Genomic DNA, 13,593 nt, shown 5'->3' on the forward strand with positions numbered 1-13,593 from the left:
CTGCATATTTTTAAAATAGCGGAAACAAAGTTGTTTCCGCTGTTAGATTAAAGGGGGTGCTTATTAACTCGCACATAATTCCATTTATAAAGGGAAATTATTTTGTTGCAAGTTGTGCAAAGTGCTTAACAGTTCTTACTAATTGGTTAGTGTAAGACATTTCGTTGTCATACCAAGCAACTGTTTTAACAAGTTGTTGATCACCAACAGTGATAACTTTTGTTTGAGTTGCATCGAATAATGAACCGTAGCTAATTCCGATAATATCAGAAGAAACAAGCTCTTCTTCAGTGTAACCAAAAGATTCGTTAGCAGCTTCTTTCATTGCAGCGTTGATTTCTTCAACTGTAACTTTTTTATCAAGAACAGTTACAAGCTCAGTTAATGACCCAGTTTTAACTGGAACACGTTGAGCAGCTCCGTCTAATTTACCTTGTAGTTCAGGTAATACTAAACCGATTGCTTTTGCAGCACCAGTTGAGTTAGGAATAATGTTTTCAGCAGCTGCACGAGCACGACGGAAGTCACCTTTTGGATGTGGAGCATCTAAAGTGTTTTGGTCGCCAGTGTAAGCATGGATTGTAGTCATTAAACCAGATACGATACCGTATTTATTTTGAAGAACTTGTGCCATTGGAGCAAGACAGTTAGTAGTACAAGAAGCACCAGAGATAACTGTTTCAGTTCCATCAAGAACATCATGGTTAACATTGTAAACAACTGTTTTCATTTCGCCAGTTGCTGGAGCAGAGATAACTACATTTTTAGCACCTGCTTGAATGTGAGCTTCTGCTTTTTCTTTTGTTGTGAAGAAACCAGTAGATTCGATAACTGTATCTACACCAAGTTCTCCCCATTTAAGATCAGCTGGGTTTCTTTCAGCAGTTGTAACAACTTTTTGACCATTTACTAAGAAGTAACCTTCGTGTACTTCGATTTCACCTTGGAAAGTTCCTTGAGATGAATCATATTTTAAAAGATGTGCTAGCATTTTAGTATCAGTTAAATCATTGATTGCAACCACTTCTAATTCTGGGTTTTCCATGATTTTTCTGAATGCTAAACGTCCGATACGTCCAAAACCGTTAATACCTACTTTTACTGTCATTGTAAATTTCCTCCTCTAATTTTAAGAGTATTAAATATATAAAGGGATTTCCCATTATATCAACTTTTTGGCGGCTCCTTCATCTGTTATTAAAATAGTTGAAGTTGGTGCTTCTTTAAGATAAGCACGAATAGCCTTTGACTTCGATGCTCCACCTGCTACAGCGATGATATTAGGTACAGTAGATAAGTCTTCCAGTCTAAGGCCAATTGTTTGAACCTTGTGGACAACTTCTCCATCTTCATTAAAATAGTACCCAAATGCTTCGCCAACAGCTTCTGCATTTTTAATCTTTTCTAGATCACTTTTGCTGGTATTTCTGCGATTCGCCATTGTAAGCGCCTCGCCAATGCCGTGAACTAAAAGATTTGCGGAACGAATGAGTTTTAATACTTCGCTTATACGAGGATCTGTGGAAATGCTTTTGTACATTTCTTCGCTGACCTCATCAGGAGCGTATAAAACTCGATGTTTAGATGCAGTATGATCTGCCATCATGGAACAAATTGTATTTGCCTGATTTTTAACATCTTCTCCTATTCCACCACGTGCAGGGACAAATAATAATTCTCCATCTGCAATACTAGGTGTCAGTGCCTCTGCAACAGAGGACATAGTAGTCCCACCATTAACTGCGATGATATTATTTCCCTTTAGAAGAGATTTCATACAATTTGCTGTGGCAAGTCCTAATTCTTTTTTTACCCATGGAGAGTGATCACTGTCCCCAGCTACAATGATAACTCGGTTAATACCTAGTTTTCTTTGCAGCAGCTGCTCCATTTCGTTAATACCCGTTACTTCTCTCATTACACTGGAAAGACTTTCCAACACCTCTTCCCCTATCGAAGTGACTGTCATGCCGATGTTTGAAATATGTATAAGCTGCTGATCCTTTAAAAACTCGACTTCACTTCTCAAGACTCTTTCGGTCAGTCCTAGGCTCACTGCCAGACTTCTTCTTCCGACAGGCTGCATATTCTTGATATACTGCAGAATATAGTACCTTTTTTGCATAACTGTAAGTAAATCTGGTAATAATCTTTTTTGAATCTCAATAAATGAAACCATGCTTTTGATGCGCTCCTTCACTTACAGTGGTCGTCAGAAGTCCCACATAGACATTTTCCGTCCCGGGTACTACAAAAAAATAATTCCTTGCTACAAGAACAATTCTAACACCAGTATAGTATGAATTCAACTGATAAGTGTCTATTTTTTGTTAAATTTGGCGAAAAAGTGTCGTTCTATCTTTTCATATTATTTGGAAAAAACTAATTATTATTCATGTTATTGATTTGTTAAGAAAATATACCTTTAAATATGCTTTCTTTATAAGAAAAGCCTTCATTTACTATACTAATCATTTTATGAGAATAACTTTCATCATGATACGAAATCGGATAAAGTTTGGGTATTTTAGCAGTAACGCTGAGGATTAGCCACAAATTAGAGTTTTCAGCCTTAATTATGGGAATATCATCCATACTTCTGATTTATCTGCAAAACCAAAAAGGGTAGAATATTAATAAGGAAAGGATAAATCTGAAAAGAGCGTTAACTGATTGAAAAAAGAGTCTATCTAAATAATTGGATGAATACCCCCAAAAATTTAGATAAACCCTTTTACAGGAATGCTTAGCACCCTCGGAGGGAATCGAACCCCCATTTTAAGAACCGGAATCTTACGTGCTATCCGTTGCACCACGAGGGCATTATGTTAAAGTTACGCTTTCATATTATAAGCGAACTTTCCGTTTATTGCAATAGAAGATGTTTAAAAAAAGGTGCAGTGGGTATCATGGAGAAAGGATTGTAACCGGAATAAAGGGATGGTATTTGATAATAGCTTTCTATATCTCCAATAATGAAAAAGATGTCGAATGATATTTTCAGGGAATCAAGCTTTAACGTTTGACCTTAATTGACCATCCGTGTATCATTAGGAATACATACAGTTTAGATGTTATGCATCTTTCTGAAGAAACAAATACTTATGCTTTACGAACAGATATTAAAAAGGAGGATTTTAAATGAATTTAATTCCTACAGTTATTGAGCAAACAAATAGAGGAGAACGTGCTTACGATATCTACTCTCGTTTATTAAAAGACCGTATTATTATGCTTGGCAGTGCTATCGATGATAATGTTGCTAACTCTATCGTATCACAGCTTTTATTCTTAGAAACAGAAAATCCAGAAAAAGATGTATCTATTTATATCAACAGCCCTGGTGGAAGCATCACTGCAGGTATGGCAATTTATGATACAATGCAGTATATTAAGCCGGATGTCCAAACAATTTGTATTGGTATGGCTGCTTCTATGGGTGCATTCTTACTTGCTGCTGGTGCAAAAGGTAAACGTTATGCATTGCCTAATAGTGAAGTGATGATTCACCAACCACTTGGCGGAGCACAAGGTCAAGCAACTGAAATTGAGATTGCTGCTAAACGTATCTTATTCCTACGCGATAAATTAAACGGTATTTTATCTGAGCGAACTGGTCAACCAATGGAGGTAATCGCAAGAGATACAGAACGCGATAACTTTATGACTGCTGAAAGAGCAAAAGAATATGGTTTAGTTGACCATGTTATCAGTCGTAATTCTCTTGAAGACAAGAAAAATTAATAAAAGAACTCTTAATAATTAAAAAAGGTCGTTCCAAATTAGATTTCTATAGATGATATCCTCTATAAAATCTTCCTATTTGGAACAGCCTTTTTTATTAGGAGAGTATTCTACATATTAAACAGCTTTACTTTAATAATCCTTTTAAATTCTGAAGCGCTTCCACTTCATCGCTGCCATCAACTATTAATTTTATTGTTGCTCCTGAATGAATGGCTAAACCCATTATCCCCATGATACTCTTTGCATTCACTCTTCTTCCATCTTTTTCAATAAACACTTCAGATAAATAGTTACTTGCCTCTTGAACAAATAAAGCTGCGGGTCGTGCTTGAAGTCCAGATTTTAAGTCCACTGTAATCTCTTGCTCTACCATCGAACATCCTCCCCTTCATCAATGTAGTAATAATATCTATTATACAAGGAAAAGGAAATTTTTGCTCGATTCACCTCCAATAATATTCAGTTTAGAATAATTTTTCTGATAATAATTCTAAAAAATAAAAATGGATAATATATATCGTTTACTTGATATATTATCCATTCTTATTAATTGACTTTTTCTCCACGACGAAGTGCATCGGCAATTTCATCTATTTTTCTTAGACGGTGATTGATGCCAGATTTACTGATATTACCAGATGACACCATTTCTCCTAATTCTTTTAAAGTTACATCTTGATAGGCAACTCGAAGTTCTGCAATTTCTCTAAGTTTATCAGGTAGAATTTGTAAGCCAACTGTTTTATCAATATAACGAATATTCTCAACCTGTCGTAATGCAGCCCCGATTGTCTTATTTAAATTAGCCGTCTCGCAATTGACTAAGCGGTTAACTGAATTTCTCATATCTCTCACAATTCGAATGTCTTCAAAACGAAGAAGTGCTCCATGGGCTCCGATAATATTAAGAAATTCGGTGATTTTTTCTGCTTCCTTTAAATAAGCAATAAAACCTTTTTTTCTTTCTAGCGTCTTGCTTTTTAATCCAAATGTATTCATTAAATCACTGAGCGCGATAATATGTTCTTTATATAAAGAAGCAATTTCCAAATGGTATGAAGAAGTTTCTGGGTTATTAACCGAACCTCCTGCTAGAAAGGCTCCGCGTAAATAAGATCGTTTACAGCATTTTTTCTTAATTAGGTCTGGTGAGATTTCATGAGTAAACACAAAACCTTCTTTAAGTATACTCAGTTCCTCAAGCACTTCTTTGCCCTGATTAGAAATGCGCACAATATAGACATTGTTCTTTTTTAAACGCATTTTTTTGCGGACTAATAGTTCAACCGGGATATCAAAATATCTTTTTATTAGAGTATAAATTCTTCTTGCGATAGCTGCATTCTCTGTCTGGATATTTACAACTAGCCTCTGGTTAGAAAAGGAAAGTGTCCCATTCATTTGAATTAGTGCTGATAATTCTGCTTTTCCACAACAATTTTTGGCTTCAATTGTTGTTAATTCTTTTTTAGTTTCTGAAGCAAAAGACATGTCCTTCCCCCCTTATAGACTCGGAGCATATTTTTCCAATACCTTGTCTAAAAAGTTACTCTTCCTTCAATCAATAATTGAATAGAGAATTTTCGCCACTTCTAGTGTGTTATGGCGAATAACACCTTGATCAAGCTTAATGATATCACCAGCTATTACATCCAAATCCATCCGTTCCAGCCGATTAATATCAAAAACTACAGGCTTTGCTTTTTCTTCATCATATCTTTGTTGTATATTTGCAGGAATATTCGTTTTGTTCACGATTATTGTATCAATAAATGGCTTTTCTACATGTTCATATAATGCTTTCACATGATCACTCGCCGTATAATCGGATGTTTCTCCTGCTTGTGTCATTATATTGCACACATAAACTTTTTTTGCTTTCGCTTCTCGGACTGCCTCTTTGATTTCTGGAACTACTAAGTTTGGCAAGATACTAGTGTATAAGCTTCCAGGCCCCATCACAATTAAGTCGGCTTGCTCGATAGCATGTATCGTTTCAGGAAGCGGCTCAGAATCTTCGGGAGTAAGGAAAACTTTCTTTATCTTTTTACCAGCCTCCGGAATATTAGATTCTCCCACTACTACCGTTCCATCTTCCATTACCGCATTTAAGATAACACTATGACTAGTCGCAGGTAATACTTTACCACGAACATTAAGTACTTTGCTCATTTCTTGAATCGCATAGGTAAAATTACCAGTAATGGAAGTCATGGCAGCTAAGATTAAATTACCTAATGAATGTCCATCTAAATCCTTGCTATTCGTGAAGCGATGTTGAAACATTTCCTCCACTAAGGGCTCGACATCCGATAACGCGGCTAACACATTACGAACGTCTCCAGGAGCAGGGATATCGAGGTCCTCTCTTAACCTTCCAGAGCTTCCTCCGTCATCGGCTACTGTTACGATTGCCGTTATATCTACTGGATACTTTTTCAATCCACGCAGAAGCACAGAAAGGCCAGTTCCTCCTCCGATGATTACAATTCTTGGCTGTTCCTTTTCACTCATGCCTGTTGGTCCTTTCTCCTCTCCATATCACGGTGAGCAATAGCAATATTATATTCTTTTTCAAAATGATGGCCGATATACTCAGCTAATGCAACAGATCGATGCTGTCCCCCGGTACAGCCAATCGCAATAACAAGCTGCGATTTTCCTTCTCTCTTATATTGGGGCAGCATAAATGTTAATAAATCAATGACTTTTTCTAAAAATTGGCCTGTTTCCGTCCATTTCAATACATAACTAGATACCTCTACATCTAATCCAGTTTTTGGTCTCATATGCTCAACGTAATGAGGGTTTGGTAAAAAACGCACATCAAATACTAAATCCGCATCAATAGGAAGTCCATGTTTAAATCCAAAACTCATCACATTTACAGTAAAGATAGATTGTTTATTAACAGAGAATTCTTTTAAAATCTTTTCGCGTAGTTCTCTCGGAGAGCTTTGTGATGTATTATAAATAATTTGTGCTCTCCCTTTGAGTTCTTCTAACAATTCTCGTTCCAATTTAATTCCTTCTAAAGGAAGCCCAGCCGGTGCAAGGGGATGAACTCTTCTAGTCTCCTTATATCTTCTAACAAGGGCGCTGTCATCAGCGTCAAGAAAAAGAATCTTGGGAACAACCCAGGAAGTTGCCAAATCATCTAATGCAGTAAACAAATCATCAAAAAATTCTCTCCCCCGCAAATCCATCCCAAGAGCAACCTTATTCATCTTATTCTCCGACTCTTTCATAAGTTCGAGAAACTTAGGTAAAAGTGTAGGTGGTAAGTTGTCCACACAAAAAAAACCTAAGTCTTCAAAGCTTTGAATAACAACTGTCTTTCCTGCTCCTGACATTCCTGTGATGATTACGACTTGTGGTTCCATTTTAATTCCCCCTATAAATCTTTAGCTTGGATCTAATCGGTAACTAATTAATTCGAAATCTGGTGTATAAGTAAATGTTCCATAGATTATTCCATTTCCATGGATCATGTAATCTAAAATATGATAATCGCCCTCAGCCATTGGCAAATTTTTCACATCATCTAAATCGTGCCAGACAATTTTCCCTTCAGCTGATTCGTCTACATTGACACCATCTGCATTCGTAGAGAAAAAGGTGAACATCATCCACTCCGATATAATTTTATCTCCCTCTTTAATAATAAAGGTAAAAATTCCTTTGATGTTAGGATTTCGTAAATAAATACCTGTTTCTTCTCTATACTCACGAATACAGGAATCTCTCACAGACTCTCCCGGCTCCATTTTTCCGCCAGGCGCTACCCACCAGCCACGTCTTGGTTTTTGTAGCAATAAGACTTTATTATCTTTAAGTAACAAACAATTCGTCACACGTTGCAAAATTATTCACCCCAATTTTCTCTATATGTAGGCACTGCTTTTTATCCATTCCTTTTATTATACTATTATTGTCATGCCCCCACAATCAATTGCCTTTTCCAATTATGAAGGATTCTTTATTCCTGACAGAGAAATGATTATATATCTTTAGAAAAGGATGTGGGTACTTTTGTATGTTAACCTTGTTAAAAAGGATTTAAAGTTAAGAAAATTAGAAGCACTCTTAAAACGCGGAGATAAACATTCGGCCATCAAAAAAGATGTTTCGATTTATTTACGCGGCTATAAAGGAGAAAAGCATCTAACCTATTATCTCGATTTTATCCCTGAGAAAGATTGCTTTATTATTCATAACCTTCGTTTATACGATGGAAAATCTTATTTTCAAATCGACTATCTCTTGTTGACACATTGCTTTTTTATTATTATTGATTGTAAAAACTATTTAGGCACATTACTATTTGATACAAACTTAAACCAATTTACCCGAACACGAAATAATCAAGAAGAGGGTTACCTGGATCCCATCTCTCAAGTAAAAAGATTAAAGCACCAACTAGAATCATTCTTACAAAAACGCCACTTTCCTATTCCTCCTATCGAGCCAATCGTTATTATATCCAAACCTTCTACTATCATAAAAGGAAATCCCTCGATAAAAAGTCATGTTCTACACAGTCATAGTTTTCTTGAAAAATGGGATCAATTACAAAGAAAATACAAAGGAAATATTCTCGATGACAAAAACCTTCGCAAAATCTCCAAATTCCTGCGCAAGCATCACACTCCAGATCATACTAATGTATTGGAAAAATACAATTTAAGCAAAGAGGATATTATAACAGGCGTTCAGTGTCCACATTGCATGGCATTTGCAATGGTTAGAAAAAAGCGCAGCTGGTTTTGTCCATCCTGTTCCACATTTGATAGAAAAGCCCATATTAAAGCAGTGGAAGATTATTTCCTTTTAATCAAACCTTCTATAACCAGTAAGGAATTTCGTGAATTTGTCCATATTTCTTCCAAAGATACCGCTAATCGACTTCTTGTCTCGATGAAATTACCTTATACAGGTGAAAATCGAGGAAGAATTTATTACCCGACAAAAGATTTTTTGGAATAAGTAGCAGTTATTACACTATATTCGCGTAATTACCTCTTAAATTCGCGAAATACACAAAGTATTCGCGAAAACATTCCTGTTATTCGCGAAAAATAACATTTATCAGCCAAAGCCTAAATCGAGCAAAATCCATAAAAAAAGGCATAGGCTCCATTTTTGAGCCTATGCTAAAAAATATATCTTAAAAGGGGGTCAATTTCTATTTCTATGATATCCTAACTATGTTTCACTACTGTTACATTCCAATTAAAACGTAATGACACTTTCTTATGCTTGTTGTTTTAGCTCTTCAGCCAGCTCTTCTACATAGTGCTGTGCACTTTGCGCTGCGATACTTCCGTCTCCTGTTGCTGTAACAATTTGACGAAGTGTTTTTTCACGAATATCACCAGCTGCAAAAATTCCAGGCACCTTCGTTTCCATTTGGTCATTCGTTTCAATATAACCATTTTCATTGGTAATTCCTAAGCTTTCGAAAGGTTTAGATAATGGTACCATGCCAATGTATATAAAGACACCATCTGCCTCTAATTCTTGCTCGGTCTGATCTACTGTTGAAACAAGTGTCACACTGCCGACTTTGCCCTCTTTTTCATTAATGGACTTAATGGTATGGTTCCAGATAAAGTCCACTTTTTCATTATCAAACGCTCTTTTTTGCAGGATTTTCTGTGCTCTTAATTCGTCACGTCTGTGCACAATGGTAACTTGGGAAGCAAAACGAGTTAAGTATACCCCTTCTTCAACAGCTGAATCTCCGCCTCCAATGACGAATAATCGCTTATTCTTAAAGAATGCTCCGTCACAAACAGCACAATAAGATACGCCGCGTCCACCTAATTCTTTTTCCCCAGGAACTCCAACTTTTTTATATTCTGCTCCTGTTGAGATAATAATAGATCTTGCTTTAAATTCTTTTGATCCAGCCTTAACTGTTTTATATTCTTTTCCGTCCACTATTTCCTTAATGTCACCATATGCGTATTCTGCACCGAATTTTTTCGCATGATTAAACATTTTATTGGATAAATCTGGTCCTAAGATACTTTCAAATCCAGGGAAATTTTCTACATCTTCTGTATTTGCCATTTGCCCGCCTGGTATTCCTCTTTCAATCATTAATGTAGAAAGATTAGCACGAGATGTATATACGGCAGCTGTCATTCCAGCTGGTCCTGCTCCAATTATAATAACATCATAAATTTTTTCTTCCGTCATTTCAAAAACTCCTTTTCCATTAACTACCCAATGCATCTATTAGAATCCACATTGTCCATTTATTATTATAAGTATGATTATCTATTACTATCCTATAAAACAATCCCTTATCCGTCCAAATATCTGCTCATAAATAGTTATAATAAGTTCTTTAATTTCTTTGCCTCATTTTCTTCTTGATTTCTTTATCACTATATGCCTTTTTATTATTTTCCCAATTTGGATTTAATAAATCTAGTTCTTTATCATGCCGAATTTAAAAATTCCCCAATTTTTATTTTTAATTCTCCTTTTTACTTAAAAATTACTCTTAAAACGAGGAGATAAATTGTATGGCACTCAACATCTTGGATTTTACTTATATGGAAAACTTCATATCATGCATCACATAGATTAATTATAACTGTTTTTATTATATATTTAATTAGGCTTTTTAAAAGCTTATAAAAAAGAAGCAGTCCAATTCCTAACTGCTTCTTACTACTATTTATTCAATAAATGCATAAAACATCAAAATAATGGAATCTTAGCTATAGATGGGCTGCATAAAATTCTTCATTGATTTTATATATTTTTGTAAAGTAGAGGTAGAAAGTCCATAATGATTAGCAATTTCTTGCTGAGTTTTTTTCTTCTCGCGAGATTGACTCCACAGATAGTCAATAGCAGCTGCACTCGCAATACAATTTTTAAATAAAGCTCCAGCTGTTTGCATTTCCATGACAGCTGAAAACCATAATAAATATAAACTAGTTTCTTCCGTACCAATTGGATGATAGTTGGTATAAATTTGTTCGGCTGTATGATGTGCAACATATAAGAATGGATCCTCTATCTCAGTGCCATTCTTCACAAAATCACGATAATCTTTTTCTATTTGTGTAAAAACATTCTGTTGCTGAAAAACAGAAGAAGACAGAATCTTATCTTTTTGAGAAGATATTGAAGTTAAAAAAGTAGCAAACATTCGCTCCTCAGCATGGCTGCTTTCAAATCTTTTGAGAATGGAGCTTACATGCTCCTCAAATCCATTGATTGTATATTCCAAATTATTCCAAGGCTCTTGTCCTTCTTTTTCAGGATGAATATCCATTACCTTTTTCCATGCTTTCTTTGCCGTTTGCTTATTTCCTGTGTAATAAGCTGCGTAAGATAACCAATAGTAAAAAGAACCGTCTCCCTGAAATCCTTGTTTATAAATCTTCTTCAACCAGAAATAGGCTGTATCATATTCACCAATAAGTGCGAAAGTGGTCCCTAGTTTGAACTGATGATCAATAGAAATAGGGTTGATTTTTCTTAATATAGCAGCCATTTCTTTCACATGCCTATCGTTATTTTGATAATAAGCAAATACAAGTTTATTACATAAAGCATGTAAGTTTCCGATATTATTCGTTAAAACATGCTCCAAAATCTCACTGGCCTTTTCCGATTGTCCTAGGTAGAAGTGTGCTAACGCTAAATTGTTATATGCTGACCAATATTCTGGATAATCTTGAATAACCTTTGTTAAAGCTTCCACAGCCTGCGCAAAGTTACCAGATTCAAGCAGAGCCCTTGCCAGTTCCTGTCTTGTAATAAGATCTTCTTCCTCGTTAGCTTCCTCTTCCTCGAGCTCCTCTGATTCAAGAGATAACACTTCCATAAGATCTTCCGTATCCTCTACAAATTCCCCATCTTTATCTAAACTTAAATATAGTTTTGCATGATAATATGCATCTTTAAAAAATCCCAAATGGGCGTAATTATTCGCTAGGAAATAATAACACTCAACCATGTCCTCATCTAATTCTTCAATAATAACATGGAGAAGTTCATTAGATTTTTGATATTCTCCAATATCTGCATAAACGACTGCAAGCTGACATGCAATCATTGGTTCTCCCGGTTCTAACGCCAGTGCTCTTTGCAAATATTTAAGGGATTTATAATAATCTCTTTGATGATATGCCTTAATTCCTTTGTTAAAATAAAATTCGCCTGTAGGATTAAATGTAATAAGTTTACCCACTGGTTGTACTCTATCTGAGTTTTTATTCATAAATCCTCCAATATATATGTTCCCTTATCAAGCTGCATTATAAAGTTCCTATTAACTCAACAAGTATACCATACTAAATACAAATCCGAGAAGAGTCAATGCCTTTTTGGAAAAACTTTTAGAGGAGAGAATTTAAATAAAAGAGACATGTGTGGAAAAGAGAGCGGCCCTCTAGATGAACCATTCTCTAGTTTGCTTACTTCCCTGTCTTTTCTTCATGGCGCGCTTCTAGCACCTGCAAAATCTCAGAAAATGGAAGTTTTTGTTCTCGTAATAAGACAAATAAATGGTAAAGAAGGTCAGATGCTTCCCACTTCAATTCTTCTGAGTCGCGATTTTTTGCAGCAATAATAACTTCGGCGGCTTCTTCGCCAACTTTCTTGAGAATTTTATCTACTCCCTTTTCAAATAGATACGTTGTATAGGTACCTTCTGGGCGCTTAATATCTCTTTCTTCAATAACTTTTTCTAAGTTAGCAAGAATTTGAAAGTCCGCTGAAGTTACATCCCTTTCTTTGTTTTGATACATACTGTCTACAAAACAGCTTGTTGTTCCATTATGGCAAGCGGGTCCATTCGGTTGAATCAGTACTACTAATGCATCTTGATCACAGTCGTATTTTATTTCTACAATAGATTGTGTATTTCCACTTGTTCCTCCTTTATGCCATAATTCCTGTCTAGACCTGCTATAAAACCATGTCTCTCCGGTGCTCATGGATTTTTCTAATGATTCTTTATTCATATAAGCCAGGGTTAACACCTCTTTTGTCACAACATCCTGTACGACAGCAGGTATTAATCCTTTTTCATCAAATTTCAATTCATCTAATATCATCTTACAAGCACTCCTTTTTCCTTTAAATAGCTCTTCACTTCCAAAACAGATGTTTCTTTATAATGGAAAATGGAAGCCGCAAGTGCAGCATCAGCTTTGCCATCTTTAAATGCCTCTTCAAAATGTGCGGCGTTGCCGGCTCCTCCAGAAGCGATTACTGGAACAGAAACAGCCTCACTTACCGCTTTGGTCAATGCTAAGTTAAATCCCTTCTTCTCCCCATCCGTATCCATGCTTGTTAATAATATTTCCCCTGCTCCTAAAGCAACAGCCTCTTTTGCCCATGTGATTACATCCTTATCTACTGGTTTCCTTCCACCATGGGTATAGACACGCCATGTACCAAGCTCAGTATCATATTTAGCATCAATGGCAACAACGATACATTGAGATCCAAAAAAATTAGCTCCCTCTTCAATCAAAGCAGGATTTAACACTGCTGCTGTATTTAAAGATACTTTATCGGCACCAGCCCGCAGAATCTTCTTCATATCTTCTAGGGAGTTTATTCCTCCTCCAACAGTAAAAGGAATGGCAAGCTCGGATGCAACTTCTTTTACTACCTCCACCATTGTTTTTCTACCTTCATGTGATGCAGAAATGTCGAGAAATACAAGCTCATCTGCTCCTTGTTCATCATAGAAACGCGCTAATTCAACGGGATCCCCCGCATCTCTTAATTGAACAAATTGAATTCCTTTGACCACACGTCCCTCTTTTACGTCTAAACATGGAATAATTCGCTTCGTTAACATTAATA

Annotated in this window: 13 protein-coding genes and 1 tRNA gene; 2 read left to right on the forward strand and 12 right to left on the reverse strand. The window is 35.9% G+C overall.

Features of this window, described 5'->3' with window-relative positions; translation table 11 throughout:
- Positions 1–97: 97 nt before the first annotated feature.
- The 3 genes from gap to BCI01S_RS17350 all read right to left on the reverse strand — a co-directional run bounded on the left by gap (position 98) and on the right by BCI01S_RS17350 (position 2,822).
- Positions 98–1,108, reverse strand: a complete 1,011-nt coding sequence (gap, locus tag BCI01S_RS17340) for a type I glyceraldehyde-3-phosphate dehydrogenase (RefSeq protein WP_047943784.1) — start codon at positions 1,106–1,108, stop codon at positions 98–100.
- Positions 1,109–1,162: 54 nt separating this feature from the next.
- A complete protein-coding gene (locus BCI01S_RS17345; protein ID WP_047943783.1) occupies positions 1,163–2,179 on the reverse strand; it encodes a sugar-binding transcriptional regulator in 1,017 nt (338 codons plus the stop codon).
- A 571-nt stretch (positions 2,180–2,750) separates the two neighbouring features.
- Positions 2,751–2,822: transfer RNA gene (locus BCI01S_RS17350), tRNA-Arg, on the reverse strand.
- Positions 2,823–3,141: 319 nt separating this feature from the next.
- Between BCI01S_RS17350 and clpP the strand changes: the two genes are divergently transcribed.
- Positions 3,142–3,744, forward strand: coding sequence for an ATP-dependent Clp endopeptidase proteolytic subunit ClpP (gene clpP / locus BCI01S_RS17355; RefSeq protein WP_047943782.1), 603 nt, complete (start codon positions 3,142–3,144; stop codon positions 3,742–3,744).
- Positions 3,745–3,871: 127 nt separating this feature from the next.
- On the opposite strand, the gene BCI01S_RS17360 is transcribed toward clpP, so the two are convergent.
- From BCI01S_RS17360 to BCI01S_RS17380, 5 genes are all read right to left on the reverse strand, one after another.
- The gene (locus BCI01S_RS17360) at positions 3,872–4,120 is read right to left on the reverse strand and encodes an HPr family phosphocarrier protein (RefSeq protein WP_047943781.1); all 249 of its coding nucleotides are present in this window, start codon (positions 4,118–4,120) and stop codon (positions 3,872–3,874) included.
- 173 nt (positions 4,121–4,293) lie between these two features.
- Positions 4,294–5,238 carry a DNA-binding protein WhiA gene (gene whiA / locus BCI01S_RS17365; protein WP_047943780.1) on the reverse strand — a complete coding sequence of 315 codons (945 nt, stop codon included), beginning with the start codon at positions 5,236–5,238 and terminating at the stop codon, positions 4,294–4,296.
- A gap of 66 nt (positions 5,239–5,304) precedes the next feature.
- Positions 5,305–6,261 (reverse strand): gluconeogenesis morphogenetic factor MgfK, encoded by a 957-nt coding sequence (gene mgfK, locus BCI01S_RS17370; RefSeq protein WP_047943779.1) that lies wholly within the window; start codon positions 6,259–6,261, stop codon positions 5,305–5,307.
- Positions 6,258–7,130 (reverse strand): RNase adapter RapZ, encoded by an 873-nt coding sequence (gene rapZ / locus BCI01S_RS17375; protein ID WP_047943778.1) that lies wholly within the window; start codon positions 7,128–7,130, stop codon positions 6,258–6,260. The genes mgfK and rapZ overlap by 4 nt, the downstream gene beginning before the upstream one ends.
- Before the next feature lie 21 nt (positions 7,131–7,151).
- Positions 7,152–7,610 (reverse strand): NUDIX hydrolase, encoded by a 459-nt coding sequence (locus BCI01S_RS17380; protein WP_047943777.1) that lies wholly within the window; start codon positions 7,608–7,610, stop codon positions 7,152–7,154.
- Positions 7,611–7,779: 169 nt separating this feature from the next.
- On the opposite strand from BCI01S_RS17380, the gene BCI01S_RS17385 reads away from it, so the two are divergent.
- Entirely contained in the window at positions 7,780–8,733 is a 954-nt protein-coding gene (locus BCI01S_RS17385; RefSeq protein WP_082138400.1) for a nuclease-related domain-containing protein, read from the forward strand.
- A gap of 267 nt (positions 8,734–9,000) precedes the next feature.
- Here the strand turns inward: BCI01S_RS17385 and trxB are convergent, their stop codons facing one another.
- The 4 genes from trxB to hisF all read right to left on the reverse strand — a co-directional run bounded on the left by trxB (position 9,001) and on the right by hisF (position 13,588).
- Positions 9,001–9,951: a thioredoxin-disulfide reductase gene (gene trxB, locus BCI01S_RS17390; protein WP_047943775.1), complete on the reverse strand. Its 951-nt coding sequence runs from the start codon at positions 9,949–9,951 to the stop codon at positions 9,001–9,003.
- A gap of 526 nt (positions 9,952–10,477) precedes the next feature.
- Positions 10,478–11,995, reverse strand: a complete 1,518-nt coding sequence (locus tag BCI01S_RS17395) for a tetratricopeptide repeat protein (RefSeq protein WP_061800338.1) — start codon at positions 11,993–11,995, stop codon at positions 10,478–10,480.
- 196 nt (positions 11,996–12,191) lie between these two features.
- The gene (gene hisIE, locus BCI01S_RS17400; RefSeq protein WP_061800341.1) at positions 12,192–12,833 is read right to left on the reverse strand and encodes a bifunctional phosphoribosyl-AMP cyclohydrolase/phosphoribosyl-ATP diphosphatase HisIE; all 642 of its coding nucleotides are present in this window, start codon (positions 12,831–12,833) and stop codon (positions 12,192–12,194) included.
- Positions 12,830–13,588 (reverse strand): imidazole glycerol phosphate synthase subunit HisF, encoded by a 759-nt coding sequence (gene hisF / locus BCI01S_RS17405; protein WP_047943772.1) that lies wholly within the window; start codon positions 13,586–13,588, stop codon positions 12,830–12,832. Before hisF ends, hisIE begins: the two co-directional genes overlap by 4 nt.
- Positions 13,589–13,593: the final 5 nt, after the last annotated feature.

This window comes from Niallia circulans NBRC 13626 (assembly GCF_001591585.1).
Taxonomy (GTDB): Bacteria; Bacillota; Bacilli; order Bacillales; family Cytobacillaceae; genus Niallia; species Niallia circulans.

Bases quoted from the DNA above. Each gene is read 5' to 3' on its own strand.
- gap (WP_047943784.1), bottom strand. From the start codon at position 1,108: ATGACAGTAAAAGTAGGTATTAACGGTTTTGGACGTATCGGACGTTTA.
- BCI01S_RS17345 (WP_047943783.1), bottom strand. From the start codon at position 2,179: ATGGTTTCATTTATTGAGATTCAAAAAAGATTATTACCAGATTTACTT.
- clpP (WP_047943782.1), top strand. From the start codon at position 3,142: ATGAATTTAATTCCTACAGTTATTGAGCAAACAAATAGAGGAGAACGT.
- BCI01S_RS17360 (WP_047943781.1), bottom strand. From the start codon at position 4,120: ATGGTAGAGCAAGAGATTACAGTGGACTTAAAATCTGGACTTCAAGCA.
- whiA (WP_047943780.1), bottom strand. From the start codon at position 5,238: ATGTCTTTTGCTTCAGAAACTAAAAAAGAATTAACAACAATTGAAGCC.
- mgfK (WP_047943779.1), bottom strand. From the start codon at position 6,261: ATGAGTGAAAAGGAACAGCCAAGAATTGTAATCATCGGAGGAGGAACT.
- rapZ (WP_047943778.1), bottom strand. From the start codon at position 7,130: ATGGAACCACAAGTCGTAATCATCACAGGAATGTCAGGAGCAGGAAAG.
- trxB (WP_047943775.1), bottom strand. From the start codon at position 9,951: ATGACGGAAGAAAAAATTTATGATGTTATTATAATTGGAGCAGGACCA.
- BCI01S_RS17395 (WP_061800338.1), bottom strand. From the start codon at position 11,995: ATGAATAAAAACTCAGATAGAGTACAACCAGTGGGTAAACTTATTACA.
- hisIE (WP_061800341.1), bottom strand. From the start codon at position 12,833: ATGATATTAGATGAATTGAAATTTGATGAAAAAGGATTAATACCTGCT.
- hisF (WP_047943772.1), bottom strand. From the start codon at position 13,588: ATGTTAACGAAGCGAATTATTCCATGTTTAGACGTAAAAGAGGGACGT.